This is a genomic window from Roseovarius tolerans, assembly GCF_900109855.1.
Taxonomy (GTDB): Bacteria; Pseudomonadota; Alphaproteobacteria; order Rhodobacterales; family Rhodobacteraceae; genus Roseovarius; species Roseovarius tolerans.
Window position 1 is genome coordinate 14,469 of sequence record NZ_FOBO01000023.1, and the last position, 17,866, is coordinate 32,334.

16 protein-coding genes and 1 pseudogene are annotated in these 17,866 nt (G+C 58.7%); 8 read left to right on the top strand and 9 right to left on the bottom strand.

What is annotated here, in order from left to right; all coding sequences use genetic code 11:
• Nucleotides 1–95 precede the first annotated feature (95 nt).
• The 3 genes and pseudogenes from BMX04_RS17095 to BMX04_RS17105 all read right to left on the bottom strand — a co-directional run.
• Nucleotides 96–1,394 (bottom strand): annotated as a pseudogene (locus BMX04_RS17095) (ParB/RepB/Spo0J family partition protein); the annotation flags it as partial.
• Nucleotides 1,395–1,550: 156 nt separating this feature from the next.
• Nucleotides 1,551–1,940 carry a DUF3768 domain-containing protein gene (locus BMX04_RS17100; protein WP_074788084.1) on the bottom strand — a complete coding sequence of 130 codons (390 nt, stop codon included), beginning with the start codon at nt 1,938–1,940 and terminating at the stop codon, nt 1,551–1,553.
• A gap of 159 nt (nt 1,941–2,099) precedes the next feature.
• Entirely contained in the window at nt 2,100–2,984 is an 885-nt protein-coding gene (locus tag BMX04_RS17105; RefSeq protein ID WP_074788085.1) for a LysR family transcriptional regulator, read from the bottom strand.
• A gap of 128 nt (nt 2,985–3,112) precedes the next feature.
• Here BMX04_RS17105 and BMX04_RS17110 point away from each other — a divergent pair, with 128 nt between their 5' ends.
• The 3 genes from BMX04_RS17110 to BMX04_RS17120 are packed head-to-tail and all read left to right on the top strand — an operon-like array spanning nt 3,113 to nt 4,705.
• A complete protein-coding gene (locus tag BMX04_RS17110; protein WP_074788086.1) occupies nt 3,113–3,592 on the top strand; it encodes an ester cyclase in 480 nt (159 codons plus the stop codon).
• Between the two features lie 26 nt (nt 3,593–3,618).
• The gene (locus BMX04_RS17115; protein ID WP_244888577.1) at nt 3,619–4,113 is read left to right on the top strand and encodes a nuclear transport factor 2 family protein; all 495 of its coding nucleotides are present in this window, start codon (nt 3,619–3,621) and stop codon (nt 4,111–4,113) included.
• 43 nt (nt 4,114–4,156) lie between these two features.
• Nucleotides 4,157–4,705: a luciferase domain-containing protein gene (locus BMX04_RS17120; RefSeq protein WP_074788087.1), complete on the top strand. Its 549-nt coding sequence runs from the start codon at nt 4,157–4,159 to the stop codon at nt 4,703–4,705.
• A gap of 83 nt (nt 4,706–4,788) precedes the next feature.
• Here BMX04_RS17120 and BMX04_RS17125 read toward each other — a convergent pair whose 3' ends face one another.
• Entirely contained in the window at nt 4,789–5,727 is a 939-nt protein-coding gene (locus tag BMX04_RS17125; RefSeq protein WP_074788088.1) for an ArdC family protein, read from the bottom strand.
• Nucleotides 5,728–5,767: 40 nt separating this feature from the next.
• On the bottom strand, nt 5,768–6,238 hold the full coding sequence (locus BMX04_RS17130) for a hypothetical protein (RefSeq protein ID WP_244888578.1): 471 nt from the start codon (nt 6,236–6,238) through the stop codon (nt 5,768–5,770).
• A 291-nt stretch (nt 6,239–6,529) separates the two neighbouring features.
• Between BMX04_RS17130 and BMX04_RS17135 the strand changes: the two genes are divergently transcribed.
• Complete coding sequence (locus BMX04_RS17135; RefSeq protein ID WP_074788090.1) at nt 6,530–7,729, top strand: Fic family protein; 1,200 nt, start codon at nt 6,530–6,532, stop codon at nt 7,727–7,729.
• A 215-nt stretch (nt 7,730–7,944) separates the two neighbouring features.
• Here the strand turns inward: BMX04_RS17135 and repC are convergent, their stop codons facing one another.
• The 4 genes from repC to BMX04_RS17155 all read right to left on the bottom strand — a co-directional run bounded on the left by repC (nt 7,945) and on the right by BMX04_RS17155 (nt 12,656).
• Entirely contained in the window at nt 7,945–9,000 is a 1,056-nt protein-coding gene (repC, locus tag BMX04_RS17140; RefSeq protein ID WP_074788091.1) for a plasmid replication protein RepC, read from the bottom strand.
• Nucleotides 9,001–9,238: 238 nt separating this feature from the next.
• Nucleotides 9,239–10,207 carry a plasmid partitioning protein RepB gene (gene repB, locus BMX04_RS17145; protein WP_244888579.1) on the bottom strand — a complete coding sequence of 323 codons (969 nt, stop codon included), beginning with the start codon at nt 10,205–10,207 and terminating at the stop codon, nt 9,239–9,241.
• Nucleotides 10,207–11,406, bottom strand: coding sequence for a plasmid partitioning protein RepA (gene repA / locus BMX04_RS17150; protein WP_009807965.1), 1,200 nt, complete (start codon nt 11,404–11,406; stop codon nt 10,207–10,209). The genes repB and repA overlap by 1 nt, the downstream gene beginning before the upstream one ends.
• 341 nt (nt 11,407–11,747) lie before the next feature.
• Nucleotides 11,748–12,656, bottom strand: coding sequence for a recombinase family protein (locus tag BMX04_RS17155; RefSeq protein ID WP_074788093.1), 909 nt, complete (start codon nt 12,654–12,656; stop codon nt 11,748–11,750).
• A 226-nt stretch (nt 12,657–12,882) separates the two neighbouring features.
• Between BMX04_RS17155 and BMX04_RS17160 the strand changes: the two genes are divergently transcribed.
• The 4 genes from BMX04_RS17160 to proX all read left to right on the top strand — a co-directional run bounded on the left by BMX04_RS17160 (nt 12,883) and on the right by proX (nt 17,690).
• A complete protein-coding gene (locus tag BMX04_RS17160; RefSeq protein WP_074788094.1) occupies nt 12,883–13,950 on the top strand; it encodes a hypothetical protein in 1,068 nt (355 codons plus the stop codon).
• 637 nt (nt 13,951–14,587) lie between these two features.
• Complete coding sequence (locus BMX04_RS17165) at nt 14,588–15,661, top strand: quaternary amine ABC transporter ATP-binding protein (protein ID WP_074788095.1); 1,074 nt, start codon at nt 14,588–14,590, stop codon at nt 15,659–15,661.
• Between the two features lie 2 nt (nt 15,662–15,663).
• Nucleotides 15,664–16,698 carry an ABC transporter permease gene (locus BMX04_RS17170; protein ID WP_074788096.1) on the top strand — a complete coding sequence of 345 codons (1,035 nt, stop codon included), beginning with the start codon at nt 15,664–15,666 and terminating at the stop codon, nt 16,696–16,698.
• Nucleotides 16,695–17,690, top strand: coding sequence for a glycine betaine/L-proline ABC transporter substrate-binding protein ProX (gene proX / locus BMX04_RS17175; RefSeq protein ID WP_074788097.1), 996 nt, complete (start codon nt 16,695–16,697; stop codon nt 17,688–17,690). Before BMX04_RS17170 ends, proX begins: the two co-directional genes overlap by 4 nt.
• Nucleotides 17,691–17,866 lie beyond the last annotated feature (176 nt).

The following is a 17,866-nucleotide window of genomic DNA, read 5'->3' on the forward strand; positions in this document are numbered from 1 at the left end:
GCTCGACCGCATTTCAGCAGTTTGCTCAGCTCGCAGCATAATTATGTCCAGTGCAAGCCTACACTCAACTCAGCTACAAATTTGCGACAGAACCCCATCGCGGCCCCGAGCGCCATGGCCCGCTCGGTCTTGAGGTCCTCGGCCAGAGAGGCCGGGTAGGTGATCTCGCCGGCGTCGGGCGCCTCCTCCCCCGTCGCGTTGCCTGAGGCGCTGCGCGTGGTTTCGGCTTTGACTGTGTCTTCCGGGCGGACGAGGCCAACATGGAGCGTGATCTGCCCACCCTGCCACGACGCAATCACACCAGCGCGGGCGAGGTCCTCTGCGCTATAGGCCTCCTGCAGGTCGCGGGCTTCCTCTTCCAAGGCGTCCACGCGCTCGTAAAGGGCGTTGTAGGCATCGTCCTCGAGCCCTTCATCCTCCATCTCAAGCTGCAACCTCTCGAGCTCGGCGGTGATCTCATCGATGCGCTTCTGGGCGGTCTCGTCAGGCTCGATCGGGCCGGGATAGACGCGGCCGTAGTCAGCCATGGTCGCGTAATCATAGCGGACCATCGCATCGGCCCAGGCAAAGCCCAGCCTCATACGGGCCTCCTCGGCGGCGGCAGTGAGTTTCTCGAGCAGGATGGTCTCGACCAGTGCCGCATCCTCGAGCACGGAATGCTCTTCCAGAAGGTCCGCCGCGATGGCCCCGCCGCGTGCCTCGTAGTCTTCGCGCACGAAGGCCCCGATATCGTCGCTGACCTGCACGCCGCGGGATTTGAGCGCCTGACGGACAGTGTAGGCCTGCAGATAACCGCCGTCTTTCGTGAGCGCCTCATGGACCTCGCGCTGCACCTCCTGGCTCGGGTGCTCGGCAAAGGCTTTCATCGTGTCGAGCGTGATCACCTTGGCCCGGGCCGCGGCGCGGATATCAGGGTGGATCAGGCCGTAGCGCAACCGGCCTTTGACGGCGGCAACGGTCGTGCCGAAGGTCTTGGCGATCGTCTCGGGCGTCTGGCCGTCGACCTCCATCATCCGGGCGAAGGCCTCGAATTCGTCGATGGCGTTCATCGGCGCCTGGGTGACGTTCTCGGCGAGCGACAGCGCCGTGGTGACGTCACAGTCCTCCGGCACAAGGCGGCAGTCCACCTTAGTTTTCGCCGTGAACCCCTTGGCAGCCTTGTCAGCGACCAGTTCCTTCAACGCGGCGTGGCGCCGGCCGCCGGCGAGCACAGCGTATTTGCCATCGAGCTTCTGGACGAGCAGCGGTTGGAGCAGACCCAGAACGGCAATGCTGGCTTTGAGATGGGCGATGTTCTCGGGATCATAGGTTTCCGGGGAGTTGCTGCGCACATTGGCGGGGTGCGCTGTCAGATCGCCAATCGCGACGGTGAGAGGGGCAAAGCTTGTGGTCATGGGATATCCTTCCAGATGGGTGAGCTGTGGCCCGCGCGTTCTCGCGCGTGACCAATCCCCGGCTTCAGGGATCACCACGACAAAAGGCCCGCTCTCCCTTTGAGGGGCAGCGGGCCTTCATCGCTTGAGGTTTCAGGTTTGGGGGTGCCCCCTGCCCTACCAGTCGCGCGCCATCATGATGGTCAGAACGCGCATGGTCGTGGCGGGATTGTCCGGGGTCTCGGCACCGTACCGGAAGTCGGAATCCGCCTCGTAGAGATCGATCTTCCAGAACACAGTCTCGCCCCGGATCTCGACTGCCCCGAAATCGTGCCATCCTTCCGGGTCATTCTCCGGCTCAAAGGTATCAAATGCGCCCGTGGCCTTCACCGCCTCGGCCATGAAACCGTCATCGGCCTCCATGAGCGAGCGGGTGACATGCATGCGGCCCTGGATGGGCTGCGCGGGCGGCACACCGAGACAGGCGAGCTTGCGAAACGCGTCGTTCTGCGCGGCGATCACGGTTGGATCTGGGCGGTCTGTCCGGGATTGAGCGGTACTGGTCATGGGGCTCTCCTTTGAGAAGTTGAAACACCCTTCCCAAAGCCCGCTTTTTCTTTTCCGCCTGGCGGAAGACCCCCGACAAGACCTGCAAGGCCCAAACAGTTGCGAAAGTCAGCTCAGCGGACAAACTGCGCTTTCGCTGCGGCTGCATCGATGGCAGGTTCAAGTCTTCTGCTGGGTTAAAGCATCCAACAACAGGTGAACAAGACCATGCTTTGGGGCATTGGCCGGCCAGACGGCAAAGACTTCGATCGCGTTCAACTCCCAGTCGTGGAGGACATTCTGCATGAGCCCAGAGGCCAAATCGGCATCCGCCAGGAAGTCTGGAACGATGGCAAGCCCCGCGCCTGCACGGGCCAGCCGATAGAGAGCCTGCGCGTCATTGGCAAAGACCTGGGGCTCCGGCTTGATGCTTTCCCTGTTTCCGCTCGCTTTGCTGAATGCGATGGGCGCGCTGTGCACCGGCGTGAGTGCCAGCCAATCCCAGCCAATAAGGTCTTTGGGATCAGCAGGAACAGGTTGCGACGAGTGGTATTCAGCAGACGCGACCAACTTGCGCTTGACCGAAAACAGTTTGCGCGAGGTCGCGGAGCTTTTTGCCTTCGGCCCCATACGGATCGCAATATCGAAGCCGTCGTCGATGAGCGCACGTCGTGTGTCCGAGAAATCCAGATGCAATCTGATCCGAGGGTATGCCTTGGAAAAGGCCGCGATGTGCTCTGTGAAAGGCGAGTGTGACAGAACGGATGGAATAGTGACGCGAAGCTCACCGCTTGGCGCAGTTGCGGAAACCGACAGATCAGCCAGCTCGCCTTCGACGGCCTCCAGCATCTTGTGCGTTGCAGCCAGAAGCCTGTGGCCCTCGGGCGTCAGAGTCAGCTTTCGGGTCGAGCGATAAATCAACGCGACGCCAAGGCTCTCCTCAAGCTGCGAGGTATGGTGACTGACCACCGAGGGCGACAGCCGCAGCTCCCGCGCAGCACCACGGAATGATCCATGGTCAATCGTCTTTGCGAAGATTGCCATCTGGCGCAGTCGGTCGATCATAGTGTCAGATATCCGAACAGTTAAATCTATCTATCCTATCTTATGCAGGTATCAGTATTTGTCCATCTTGGTGGCAGGAGGCACGCAGAACTTGCGACGCCGTCAATGACCGACCAGGAGATACACCCATGAACGCTTTCAAAAGAACTCTGGCAGCGGCCTCGCTTGGCCTGACAGCCATCGCAACCAGTGCAGTCGCAGACGACATGGCCACCGTGCAAACCTTCTACGATCTGCTCAGCAATCCCGGCTCAGAAACCCATGTTGCGGCGTTCCTTGGCGCGACGTCCGAGAGCTGGGAAAGCGTCGGAAATTATTCCGGTGAAAACGAGAGCCGCGATGAGTTTGTAGGCCAAATGGGGTTCTTCAGCCAACTCATTCCCGATCTCGACTGGTCCGTGCAGGCGATGCATCAGGACGGCGATTTCGTGACCGTCCGCAGCCGCGCGACGGGAACACCGACCGGCCCGTTTTTTGGCGTGGATGGTGAAGGTCGCAGCTTTGACATCCTGACCATCGACATCCACGAGTTGGACGATGGCGTGGTTGTGCGCACTTACCACGTGGAAGATTGGGCCAGCGCACTTCAGCAGCTGTCCGGCCGGTGATCTCAGCCCCCAATAGGAGTATCAAGATGCACAGACGACACCTTCTTGCGGCATCCGCAGCCGCCGCGACCGGGATTGCCCTTTCAGCGAAGGCAACCGCGCAGACCGCCGACGATGGAACCCAAGCCTCTTTTGACACGGTCATGGCCTTCATGGGGGCCATGGGCGGCGGCGACATGGAGACCATGGGCACGCTCATGGCCGATGACATGGTCTGGCAGAACGAAGGCGACCCTGACCTGCCATGGATCGGCACCTGGGAAGGCAAGGAGACGATCTTTGGCTTCCTTGGCACGTTCTCACAGAATGTTCAGGTGACCCACTGGGAAAACCAGGACGCTTTTGCCTCCGGTGACACGGTGGCCGTGTTTGGTCGGATGAAATTGCTGCTGACAGGCTCTGGCGCGGAAACGGATGAGTTCAGCTTTGCTTTGCGGGCCAAGGTGCGCGACGGACAGGTCGTGCTGTGGAACTGGTTCGAGGACAGCTTTGCCGTCAGCCAAGCCTTTCATGCAACCTAGGCACGCGGATCAACGCCGCGGCCGAGATGTGAAGGAGAGAGAGATGCCCAGATTTCGAAACCTGATTTATGTCTCGGCCGCAGTATCGCTGTTCGCGGCTGCGGCACCCGCCTCCGCCCAAAATGTGGCGTTCCCGATGCGCGATGGTGCGCGGCCGGAAACGACGAGCGGCGTGCCACATGTCCAGATTGGCATTCAGCCGGTCCCGGAACTGTCGGAGGAAATGCTGCGTCAGGTCGCCGACTTTCCCGGAGTTGTTCTTGGGGCGACCCGCGTATCACTCCCCGGTGCCGTCGGGTTTCAACTGACGGGCGAGGTCTCGATCGCACAACCGCAGGCCATCGTTGGTGGCCGAGAGTTTGCGCATCTTCACCCCGACGGCAGCCTACATGCCTCGTTGCACCCGGACACAGCCCGCGCCGCGGTGGAGGCTGGTTGGGCCGTCGCTCACCCTTGGGCCAATCAGCGCGCAGGTTGGGAGGGTTTCGTGATGATCTATACCCCACTCACCGAAGCCGAATTGGGCGTGGTGCTTGCATTGGTGCGAGGGTCTTATACCTACATCACTGGAGAGGCGTTGCCCGAAGCATAACGATAGCAACCGTTGGTGCAAAGTGCAGCATCGGTCAATGTGGGCTCGAACCTGCCGTTCTCCGCTTCGCAGCAATGAGATAGTCAGGCGGCCTCGGCGCGGCCCCCTGCCCTACCCGCCTGAGATCTGGCGATCAGGTAGTCGCAGGCGCGCTGCGCATCCGCGGCGTGCCGGAAGATCGCGCCCTTGTCCGACCGAAGGACGCGCAACCAGTTGTGGAGGTAGGCAGCATTCATCTCGAGCGTATGAGCCGTGAAGCCGAGCGTTTGCCCAAGGAACACCGAGGTCAGTTCCGCGACGATCTCTTCGCGCGCATAGGACGTGTTGCCGAACTTCGAGAGCCCGAAATCACGGTTCAGTCGATGGGGGGCTTTCGTGGCATGGGCCAACTCATGCGCCCAAACCCCGTAGAAATTGCGCGGATCCTGAAACCGCGTAATCGATGGCATGTAGACCTTGTCCACCGGCGGCAGGTAGTAGGCTTCCGTCCCCGTGAAGACGGTCGTGATGTCGATGGCATCGAAAAACGCCTGCATCTGCGGGATCGGCTCGGACGGCGGATGCTCGGGCGCGGGCTCCGGGTCGGGGTAGAAGCTGTCGGGCAGGCCCTCGATCTGGCAGGCATTGAACACGCGGTAGGATTTCTGGAAGCGGAAGATGCGGGCTTCCTCGGAGCGATCACCGCCGTCGCTGCGGTCGTCCTCGCCGCCCGCGTTTTTCCGACTTTGGCCATAATATACCACGACGGAGGACTTCTCGCCCTTGCGCACCTTTGCGCCGAGGCCATTCGCCTGCGGAATGGTCATCCAGAAGGGCGAGCTATGGCCTACCATCACCGTCCGCATGGTCAGCAGGAAGTTGTTCACCCCTTGGTAGGGTTCACCGCCCACGCGCAGGGGACGTGAGCTGCCACCTGCGGTCCATGGCTTGCGCCAGGGCAGGACGCCGCGCTCGATGATGCGGATGATTTCGTTTGTGATGACCTCGGAGGCATCGAATTTGGGCGTGCGGGATCGGGCCATGGCTGGCCTCCTTTCGAGTGTTGTTGAGAGGGAATGAAGATCAGGTTGACCAACGGGTGCGCGGATCGTTTGTGATCCTCGCACCGAGGGCTTCGACCATGTCGAAGTAGGCGGTCAGTGAGACGGGACTGCCGGGACCGAAAGGGTCAGGATCGACCGATCCGTCCCGCGCCACCCGCGGCAGGTTTGCGAAGGCGATGGCATCGGTGACGGGTCGGATATCGATGAACGGGGTCCCTCGTGCGACCGCAAGAGTGGCCAAGGGAAAGCGCTCGATCGGCGCGAAACTCGACACGGTGGTCCAACCGAGATGGATGAATGTCCCGCCCTCTCCGCAGATCACGTAGGCATTCGGCAATGTCGCCGCCTGCCTGAGATAGCCGAGATCACGCAGGACGGTTTCGCGTTCGAGCCGCTGTGCCTGCCCCGTCTGGCCGGTTCGGCGCAGCTCTCTATGCCGCCACCACGAGGCAGCGGTGGCGCGCAAAACGCGCAAGATACCTGTTTGCATGGGAATGCCCTTCATCAGGAACGGCAGACCGAAACCCGGCCCGGACCCATCGGAGGGACCCCAAAGGCCCTCATCCGTCAGTCACAAAACCCAAAGAACACTTTCACTTTCACCGAGTCCGGAGGCACACAACAAAACCGAAAAGGGGGGCACATCTGCCGAAGCCATTGATTTCATGCAGCAATTCTAGATCGGCAGGCAAGATCGGCAACGCATATCGGCAAAACCTTGCTTGAAAGTACGAAATGTGTTTATTTTTCAACTACTTTGCAAACATGGAAGATCGGCAAAATGCTGGAAACACCCGCCAGGATCGAACCCTGCTTCTTCGAGGAGCATATCCCTACAGAACTGGCAGACCTTTCGGTCGACATCCAGAGGGAAGCCACCGGGCTGGGACAAGGGTTGCATCCTGACAGCGCAGCCGAACTTGTCGATCTCGTCCGTGTGATGAACTGCTACTACTCCAACCTGATCGAAGGACACAACACGCGCCCCCGCGACATCGAAAGGGCGCTGGCTGGTGCCGAGCTTGAGGAAGAAACCCGTCCTCTCGCCCTTGAGGCCCGGGCGCACGTCATCGTGCAACGGGGCATCGACGAGATGCATCGCAAGGGCACCCTGCCCCGCCCCACATCTATCGAATTCCTGGCATGGGTCCATAAGAGCTTCTACGACGAGATGCCGGACGAGTTTCGGGTCATCGAACATCCCGACGGAACACAAGAGCCCATCGTTCCGGGACGCATGCGCCAGGATGACGATCGGGAAGTTGCGGTCGGGCGCCACCTACCTCCTTCATCGTCGCGCGTAGCGGCATTCATGGACCATTTCGACAAACGGTTTCAGATTGCGGCGCGGTCTTCGAGCGGACGGATCATCGCGATCGCCTCTGCACATCACCGGCTCAACTACATCCACCCTTTCCCGGATGGCAACGGCCGTGTCAGCAGACTGATGTCTCATGCCATGGCCCTCACAGCGGGGATTGGTGGCCAAGGCCTCTGGTCCGTATCACGTGGGCTGGCCCGAGGGCTAACCGATCGGGGCGAGTACAAACGGATGATGGATTTGGCCGACAGTCCACGTCGCGGAGACCGCGACGGACGGGGGAACCTGTCAGAAGCGGCACTGAAGACGTTTAGTGAATGGTTCCTAAAGGTGACGCTCGACCAGATCAGCTTCTCAGCAAGATTGTTCGATCTCGGCGGACTGGACCAACGGTATCGTCGTCTTGTTGCAGATACCATCGATGACAAGCGAGCGCCGGAACTAATCTCGGCGGTTCTTAGGCATGGGGCACTGGAACGAGGCGATGCGCAGATTGTGCTCAAGACGTCCGAGCGTACTGCTCGCAACACGCTGAGTAAACTGACCGCCGCCGGATACCTGACTTCCGTCTCGCCGAAGACGCCAGTTCGGTTGGCGTTTCCGTTGGATTATCGAGAGCGGCTCTTTCCAAACCTCTTTGGAGATGGTGACCTCCCATAATAACTTTAGGGATGTAGGGCTTAATGCCTGGCCGCCGATTTCTTCCATGAGCTGCGAGATTTTCATCAAGGCTTGCTCGTGTGTCACTTGTCCACCGCGGTGGACATCTGCTGGTCTGAGATAAACTGAAGAACCTCCACGCGCCGCTAGGTGCGTTTGGACGGTTTTGGTTGCCACAAGCGCCGCTTCTCGTTCGAAGTCCACCGCGGTGGACATTAGACAGTTCGCTCATTGGTTTCGGACAGTCGCTTGATCAAAGCTAATGGATCAAATTGGTTTTGCCTTTGACCCAGGGTGATACTGTGAAAATACGCCCCAAAATCCCTGATGCGTTTTCCAAGCTGTAGCATGATGAAGATCGCGCATGACGTTTTCTGAGCTCCTACAGCATTCTTGGCTTTCTCGAAAGTTTCTGGGTGAATGCCCATCATGGGTGCAAGTGTTCGAGCATGGTTTTCAATGTCAAACCAGTTTCTAAGTCTCTCTGTGGAGAACGATGTCGCCTGATCGCAGACTGAGGTCAGCAAGTCTGGTTTCAGGGCCTCATCGCCTATGTTGCTATCTAAATCTTTTTTTTCTTCTTCAGACTTAGATTGATGCCGGACAGTTTGTCCGTCATTGGCGGGCAATTCCATAGTTTCAGGCGGGTCATCTGGGGTAGACAAACTCTGGCATTCTGCATCTGTATCGGCGAGCAGAGCGTGGTATTCGGGGAGGCTCAGCTTCCTGCGTAGAGCTTTCCGTGCGTGGTTGATGAATGCGCTGCTAGGATCGTGCTCTTCCAAATGGGCGAGCTTCGTAAGGATCTGTTTGCGAATAAATATCCGATCTCGCCGGTTATTCTCCATCTCTTGCGCGATGGCTATAAGCTCGCTCGCACGTTGAAGCAGGGGGGTGAGAGACAATCCATAACTGATGCACTCCCCGCCGGATGAGCGAACGCGGTAGCGCTTTCGGTTCGAGCTGTCATTGCGCTTGATGAAACCGAGTTCAACGAAGCGGTTGATGTGCCTCCGGAGTGTCCGTTCGTCGATTCCGCCAACGCGCTGGCAAAGTGAATTGTTAGACGCAAAAACCGTTTCGCCATGGCCAGGTTTCAGAAAACTGAGCATTGCTTGAAGTGTCTGTATGTGGCCAGGACGTAGACCAAACATGCTGCGTGCATCTCTCAGGGCTCTGAAGATGGTCCAGACGTCGGTTTCAGATGGGGGAAACGAGCCGCGGGTTGCATCAGCACCTGCCGCTTCGATCGAGAGTTTTGTAAATGCCATGGCTTGTTCACGACGACCGTTCGGCCCACAACTTCCCCGTCTCATTCCTCGAATTTTCGCGGAAAAAGGCAAAAAATATCAGTCCACCGAATCGGTGACTCTTGACCGGTATGCTGGAGGTTGCTACATCAAAGATGCTAATCAGATGATGAGGGCTCTCCAGGGGAAACTTTGGGGGGCTCTTTTCTTTCGGGTCTTCGCTTTTCTCCTCTGCTCGTGTTGCTCTGTGTGGCCTGGGTTAGGACCCAGAGCCTCTCTCATTCCGCCACTGTACGAAGAGTTGCAAAAGCGTAGCTTCCGCGTGCTCTTCGAGCCATTGGCCGAATTCTGGATTGTCCTTCTTGGTGACCTTGAGAGCGATCGCCTTCTCATCGATTGTCAGCGTGCCCAATGAACTGCCGTTCTCATCATTGATGACCGAAGTCTGCCCAAGATTGGGCGGCTTCTTGTCGCTACGTGTTTTGCTCGAGCAAGCCGAGTAGACCGCTTGGAACTTTTCGGAACTAGGAGTGTCGTCGGGCAGGGCGGCGAGCGCCTCTTTGGCGATGTCCACCAAATCTACCTTCACCGATAAGGCAGCTAGCTCACCCCACTGCCGTCGTCCGATCCCATGTGCTGGCCCGATGAGTTGAACAAGACCGTCTGGCAGTTGTTCTATGACGACCCTGTGGTTGGATACGCCTTGCCGGGTCAGACCTAGAGCATCTTGAATGACACCGGGTTTGTACCCGGATTCTTGCATCTCTTTGATAAAAAGAGACTTTTCTATAAAAGACGGATCAAGCCTGAGGTTGTTCTCCTGGCCTTGAGCGATCAGAGATGCGTCATCGTCCAAGGTTCGAACAATTGCCTTGACCGTTCCACCGACCTTGCGGATCGCCGCAAGCCTGCGGCGGCCGTAGATGATGCGGTATCTGTCCGGTTGGGCTGATGGACGGACCATGATGGGCACTTGTTGGCCATGCTTGCGAATGCTCTCGGCCAACTCATCGATACTGGAATCTTCCAGCACCAACCGATCGCGCAGCCCATCCATGTCAATCTGATCGGGTTCGATATCGCGAATCGAGTTTGCTGTGATCTCGCGCAAAGAGTCGCGCAATCCTCCAACAGATCCCGGCAGCTTTGCCGCTTTTGGCGGGGTAGGGGAGGGGGCTCCGCTCTCCGTCTCATTCCTTGGAGGCTGGTTGAAGATGTTTCGGGCCATTAGCGACGCCCCCATGCCATTTGGATCGTCTGCTCTAGCTCATCGCCAACGCCATTCACGCTGGTCAGGGCGCGATCAATTGTCTTTCTGATGAATTGGCTTGGATCGACTTCGTAGACGGTCTGCTGGGTCATCCCCGCGTCGGAGATCGCCGTAGACTTCAGCATCGGCTCTGTCATGACCTGACCTGCCAGAATTGATCTCAGGTAGCCTGCCATTTGGGTCTGCGGACCGTCCGACGGTTCATATCTGGTAATCAGGAACTTGACAAAATCCCATGTGACACGCCGACCGATGGCTTCCTCCACCGCCTTGACCGTTTCTGAAGCAAGCTTCAGGAATTGGCTCATGGATGCGATGTCAAGCATGCCAGGTACCACGGTAACCAATAGTCCCGTCGAGGCTGCCAGCGCAGTCAGGGTTAGAAACCCAAGCTGAGGCGGGCAGTCGATCAGGACGATGTCGTAGTTTGCCTCAACCTCTTCAAGCGCCAAGGCGAGGCGCTCTGCAAAGATGGGTTGTACGCGACGGGCGAGAGCGTTTGCGGTCTCGGTCTCGTACTCCGAGAGCATCAAACCGGCGGGCACCATGTCGAGCTTATGGAAGTAGGTCTTTTGGATGACGTTCGAGAGAGGAACTTGGTCCTCATATCTCAAAGCATCATAGATTGTGCCGCCATCGGCGAACTCAAGCTCGGGCCGAAAGCCGAAAAACGTGGTCAAACTTGCTTGCGGATCGAGGTCTAGGACCAGCACGCGGTAACCGCGCAAGGCATACCTTTGCGCAAGATGAATCGTTGCAGTAGTCTTTGATGAACCGCCTTTGAAGTTGACGACGGATATCACCTGGAGACGATCGCCATCACGTCGACCTGGGCGGTAGCTTTCTGCGTTCTTTCCAGTGCGTCCAAGAACATCGCGCAACTCATCAATCTCTTGGGCTGTGTAGAACCGGTGTCCGCGGTTGTCTGTATGCACTTCCGGGAAGCTGCCGTCCTTGTGCCGGTTGCGCAGGTTAGATGTGCTTACGCGCAGGAGGCCGGCGACTTCGGTGGAACTGAAGCGGCGTAGGGACTTTCGTTCTTCGGGTTCGAAAGCGATCTTCATCTGGCGATCCAAGGACTCAGCCAGATTGTCGGCAAATGCTCCGATATCGGAAGAGCCTATGCCTTGCGTGTATCCAATGTTACGATCATCCATGTCCTGCCGCCCACTCTCGGCCTCTGTTGAGGCTCTTAGTCATTCTGACGGTGTACAGCGTGTCTGACGCGTTTTGCCGTCAGAATGGGAATGCCACGATCCAGTGAGTCCGGCAAGAAGAATCTAGATGTAGTGTGAAAGTTATCCACAACACCTATAGGTGTTGTCGTATAAAAAACTCAGCAAGTCATTGATATGGATATATTAAATGCAGATCTAACCGAATCGAGCCGCTACTCTGTTGAGTTGGCGCATTAGCAGCTAACCCCAGGCAACTAATGGCACTTTCTGCCTCCTGCGGAGTTTTCTCCCGGTGAAATTTTTTGGATTCGGGTCAGAAGCTACATCTGATCTTGGCTCGATTCGTACTGCATGAGGCCAAGTCGTTCCGCCCGCTCCAACAGCATTTTCACCGAAGACGGCTGCCACCTTGTTCGGCCACGAGGCGTGCGTTCGCGCATAGATTCCAGCCGTTCACAGATCGCTTGAAGCGTGATGTCGGGATCTGCGCCCTTTATGCCAGCAATAATGGCGGGCAGGCGATCGTCCGTTTCGCGGCGCCCGGCGCGGGCCAGCACCTCGGTAGGCAGGAAGCCGTCGCGGACATAGGCCTTCACAGCGCGCAAGAGACGGCTTTGGGTCCAGCGACGCGCCTCGGGCAGGGGGCCGTTGATGATGCGCACAACGTCTTCCCAGGCCAAGTCGGGGCGCAACCGGCGCACTTGGGGCACCCAGTCTTGAGCCGTCTCGTTCAGCCGCTCCATGTAGCCGTCTTGGCGCGCGAGCCGCACCTTGCGTAGCGCTGCTGGATCGCGGGCGCGTAGGCCCGGGTTTCCGCCGACCCGGCCCTTAGTACGGGCACTCGCCAGCCCCGCCTTGGTACGTTCGCGGATCAGCGCCCGCTCAAACTCGGCCGCGGCGCCCAGAACCTGAAGCGTGAACTTGCCTTGCGGGGATCCGGTGTCGATCGGGTCCTGAATGGAACGAAAGAACGCCCCCTTGGCCTCCAGCCGTTCGATCACCTCCAGCAGATGTGAGAGAGACCGCGCCAGCCGGTCGATCCGAACGACAACCAGCGTGTCGCCCTTGCTAATGCGCTCCAGCAAGCGGGCAAGCACCGGCCGCGCACGATTGCCGCCTGAGGCGTGTTCTTCATGGATTTCTAGGCATCCCACAGTTTGCAGGGCCTCAGACTGGGGCAGGGGGGTCTGATCTTCAGTGGAAACGCGGGCGTAGCCTATCAAGGGCATGAAAACAGACCTTTTGCAATTTAATGTATCGCAAATAAACGACCGTTTGTAAACAGATGCAAGGGCGTGCTCTGTGGTGCTGCTCATCAAAAACCCCTTGGTTTACATACGCTGAGCGTGATCAGAGAGATGTCGCAGACCACCGCGCGCGCGTGCTATATAAGGTGTGCAGGCGCACCCTAACAAAACACTTGGGTAAAATGCAAAAGTGCCGTATTTTGCACATATGAAGCCTCAAGTATCTACGCAGTATGATAGTTTTGACGATTCTCTAGTGGATGCCGTGGGGCTTGAAGAGACGTCTGAGGAGGACCTGTGGTTCCTGCCCGGTCCGATGGAAGAGGAGCCGGATTATCTGCCGCCCGGATCAAGGGCAGAACCGCGTGAAACTACAGTCCTCGACGATTGGCGACGCGCTGAGGCAGGCAATGCCGCCCGTCTTGCCCGTGTGGCTGGCCGGATTGGCGCGCTGGATGACCGGCTGCGCCGTGGCCCGGAAGGCTGGCGGCACAGGCTCGCGCTGATCGAGGCGGCAGACCTCAGCTGGTTTGTGGGCGACCGGATTGGCCCGGATCGGCTGGCGCTCTGGATCTCCATGCGTTTGTCCGGCGTACAGGACAACACCGCGGCGCTCGCGCGTGTCGGATGGGCCGTGCGGCGTCTTACAGGTGGTCCCGGCCCAGAGGTGGACCTGTCCGCCTTCCTCGATCGCCGTGACCCTGAGAACATGGCGGATGAAGCCGAACCCTTCGCGGATCGCGCGGGCGGGTGGACGGGCGTGATGGCGCAAGGCGGCGCCCTGCACCCGATCACGCGCGCCTGCATGGGGTTTCACCTCTGGAGCCTCGCGGGCCTCGGGCAACAGGGCGACCGGATGGAAGCCGCAGTTACCGCCGCACGCATCGCAGCCAGCGAGGGGACAGGCGCAGTTTTTGCCCCGCTGGCGATGGGCGGGGCAGGGGGGCTGCGCGCTGGTGGCCCAGCGGCTGAGCGGTTGGAGCGTTGGCTCGACGGAATGGAGACGGCATGCCTGACCGCAATGCGGCACCTCGACGATATCGAGGCATGGTCAGCGCGGGCGGAAACCATGATGGCCCCGCTCTCGGGCAAGACACCACCAACCCTGCGCGCCGTGCTGACCGAATGGCCCCTCGTCTCCGCTTCAATGGCCGAGACCCTGACCGGCGCCAGCCGTGCCGCCGTCCAGCGCAACCTCGCCTGGATGGAAGCGCGAGGCCTTATCCGCGAGATGACCGGGCAGGGGCGATTCCGCCTCTGGAGGGTAGCGACTTAGGGGTTGAGGCACAGCAGAATTGTCTCAAATTACCTGAGTCCTACGAGTGGACAGAAGGCAGTGCATGACGGGTTTGGAAAAGCTGCGTTGGCCATGTTTCGATAGATTCCAATGAGTGTTGAGGAAGTCGCCAAACGAGCGGGCCAAAGCGCGCCGGGCAACGTCGCGCATTGGCCAGTCGGTTTGACGTGCATCCCTCATGATCCACCAAGGAAGCGCGCATTGCTGGAAGGGGCATCCTGGGGGTGCAAGTGCGGTGGCTGGAAAGCATCCGAGTTCGATCAACAGCAGCCCGGAGACCAATCTATTTCTAATAATTTTACCAGAAAGCCCAAACTCTGGATCGGCAAAACTCAACGACGTAAGGCGTTGGGCGCGAAAGATTGGTCTCAATCTGCCAGAAAAACAGGCAGAAAAGTCAGGTAGCATACAAGAAAACAAGAACTACGTTTTGAGGACCAGAATGTGAGTTGACATACGAAATCAGTAGATCATACTCATTTAAATGCGGTATATTGCAAATTTGACCGATTGGATCGCCGATGTTCGAAATTCTGGCAGTTGCTGCTTCCCCCATAGCCCCTTCAACTCATGCACTTGGCTGTGACAGGCCCGGCTGGCTTGTCGGCATAGCAGTATGACAGCGTCGACAGATAGTGTGATCGAGTGTCAGTCACTCTGGAAAATTTTTGGCGATCAGGCGAAAGAGGCCATGGAGGCCATTTGCGAGGATAACCTAGACAAGGATGAGGTGCGCGAAAGATTCGGCTGTGTCATTGGCGTCAAGGATGTGTCCTTCTCGGTGGCCGAGGGCGAGATTTTTTGCATCATGGGCCTGTCGGGGTCCGGAAAATCCACGCTGATCAGGCACGTTAATCGGTTGATCGAGCCAACGGCGGGCAAGGTCTTGATTGAGGGTATCGACATTAACGGACTGAACGCAGCTGCGCTGCGTGAACTGCGCGCATCCCGGATCGGGATGGTATTTCAGAACATGGCGCTCATGCCACATCGCACCGTGCGCGATAACGTGGCTTTCGCGCTGGAAGTGCGAGGAGCCGATCGCGCCGGGCGTCGCGCGGTAGCCGATCGGGCGATCAATGACGTCGAACTGGGTGGCTGGGAAGACCGTTATCCCGATGAGCTGTCAGGGGGCATGCAACAGCGGGTGGGGCTGGCGCGCGCGATTGCCGCCGACCCTCATATCCTGTTGATGGACGAGCCATTTTCGGCACTGGATCCGCTGATCCGCCGCCAACTCCAGACCCAGTTCATGCGGCTGGCCGCAGAGTTGCGCAAGACTACGTTGTTCATCACCCATGATCTGGACGAGGCGATCCGCATCGGCGACCGGATTGCGGTGATGAAGGACGGTGTGTTGATCCAGACAGGTACGCCTGAACAGATCGTGACCGAACCGGCGGATGATTATGTGGCCGAATTTGTGTCGGGTATCTCGAAACTGCATCTGGTGACTGCGGCGAGGATCATGGAACCGCTGGCCAAGTGGGAGGCGAAGAACGGCCCCTATCGAGCAGATGGCGCGCTCAGCGCAGCCCCCGACGCAACTTTGGACCGGCTGGCGGAACTGTCAATCGAAACCGACGAGCCCCTGGCAATCAAGGCCGATGGACGGGTTCTTGGGATTGTAACCAAGAAAGCCCTTATCAGGGGGATCCAGGGGCGGTCTGTGGAAGAGGCAGAGGTCTGAACATGGCAGAGGACAAGAGTTTAAACTTGCTTGATCCATTCACTGCGATCGATCTGGGTATCGCCGACTGGGCAGATGGCATCAAGGATTGGGCGTCGGCCAACCGCGATACGATTCAGCCTGCAAAGCGAGCGATAAACGATATCATCGTCGGGATCGACGATATTTTTCAGGCCATTCCGCCTGTGGTGATGATCTTGATCATCGCGCTGTTAGCATGGCAACTGGCCGGGCGGCGTGTCGGGGTGATCGTGGTCGTTGCGCTGGTGGCACTGGGTCTGCTGGATCCACGGGCCTGGTCGCTTGCGATGACCACATTGGCCATCGTGTTGAGTTCGGTATTCGTTTGCATGGTCATCGGCCTGCCCTTGGGTATTCTGACGGCCAAGTCGGAGCGGCTTCAGACCTTGCTACGCCCGGTGCTGGACACGATGCAGACCATTCCCGCGTTTGTCTATCTGGTGCCGGTTGTCATGCTGGTAGGGATTGGCAACGTTTCCGGCATCATCGTAACGGTGATCTTCGCGCTGCCGCCGCTTATCCGCCTGACGGCCCTCGGCATTCAGCAGGTCGACGGTAACGTTGTTGAAGCTGCGCGCGCCTTTGGCGCAAGCCCGCGTCAGATCATGCTGAAGGTTGAACTTCCGCTGGCCCTGCCGACGATCATGGCGGGCGTCAACCAGACAATCATGCTGGCCCTGTCGATGGTAGTGATTGCGTCGATGATTGCCGTGAAGGGCCTGGGAAACGAGGTGCTGCGGGCCATGGGGCGGTTGGATGCGGGCATGGCCATTGTCGGGGGGCTGGGCATCGTCATTCTGGCTGTCGTGCTGGACCGCATTTCGCAAGGTGTCGCGCAAACAGGGCGCGAACGTGGCCACCGACACTGGTGGGAGGCGGGACCAGTCGGTGTTGTCCTTCGCGCGATGCGCGGTCCTAAGGCTGCTACACAAATTGCTGCTCGTTCATCGGCTCAGGCGGGCAAACTCCAAGACATCACGGGGCCGGATAAAAATGAAAAGGGAGTAAACACATGAACAGGACACTGGGCCGAACGGCCATTTTGATCACGGCTGGCTTGCTGGCCGCCACCACGGCGATGGCGCAGGACAACCCCGGAGAGGGGATCACCGTCCGACCGATTGAGGGTACGTTGCTGGAAGAGCGATTCCAGAACCATATCGTCTATCGTGGGCTGGAAGCGCTGGGGTACACCATCGGCGATCCGCAATCGGTGGAATATCAGACGATCCACTTGGCCATCGGCTCAGGGGACGGCGATTTCACCACCGTGCATTACGATCCGCTGCATCAAGCGTTTTTTGAGGAATCCGGCGGCGAGGCGGTGATGCGGCGCGTCGGCCATCTGATCAAGGGCGCTGTACAGGGCTATCTGGTCGACAAGGCGTCGTATGACGCCGGGATCACCAGTATTGGTGATCTGACGGATCCTGAGAAGGCCAAGCGGTTTGATGCGAATGGGGATGGCACCGCCGATCTGGCCGGCTGCCCTCCGGGATGGGGCTGCGAGCGGGTGATCGAGCATCACATGGACGCTTATGGCCTGCGCGATACGGTGACGCACAATCAGGGTTCCTATAACGCCATCATCGCCGAAACCATCGCACGCGAACAGGGCGGCGAGGCCGTGCTTTATTACACTTGGACGCCCTATTGGGTGTCGGGTGTTCTGGTGCCGGGCGAAAATGTCGAATGGCTGGCTGTGCCGGAAACGTCATTGCCCGACGGGCAGAGCGGTAACACCGAGTTTGACGGTCGCAATCTGGGCTGGCCGGTGAACGAATTGCGTATTCTGGCCAGCACCGAATTTCTGGATGCCAACCCTGCCGCTGAAAAGCTGTTCGAACTGGCCACTCTGGAGATCAACGACGTCTCGGCCCAGAACAACCGGATGCAGTCGGGCGAGGATTCGATCGAGGATATCGACAGTGATGTCGATGATTGGATTGCCGCCAATCAGGAGACGTTTGACGGCTGGATTGCCGCCGCGCGTGACGCTGCCAAGTAAGATCACCCCCGGAGCGTTGCCTTGGCACGCTCTGGGGACTTTCAAGACGTTACCACCACTGGCAATATGCGGTTCACACAAGGCAGTGAGCAGGGTTTTTCACAAAGTATTAATGAGTTGAACAGTTGACCCCATCTGGGTGCGTGCAAACGCCCGCCACATATCACTGTGGCGGG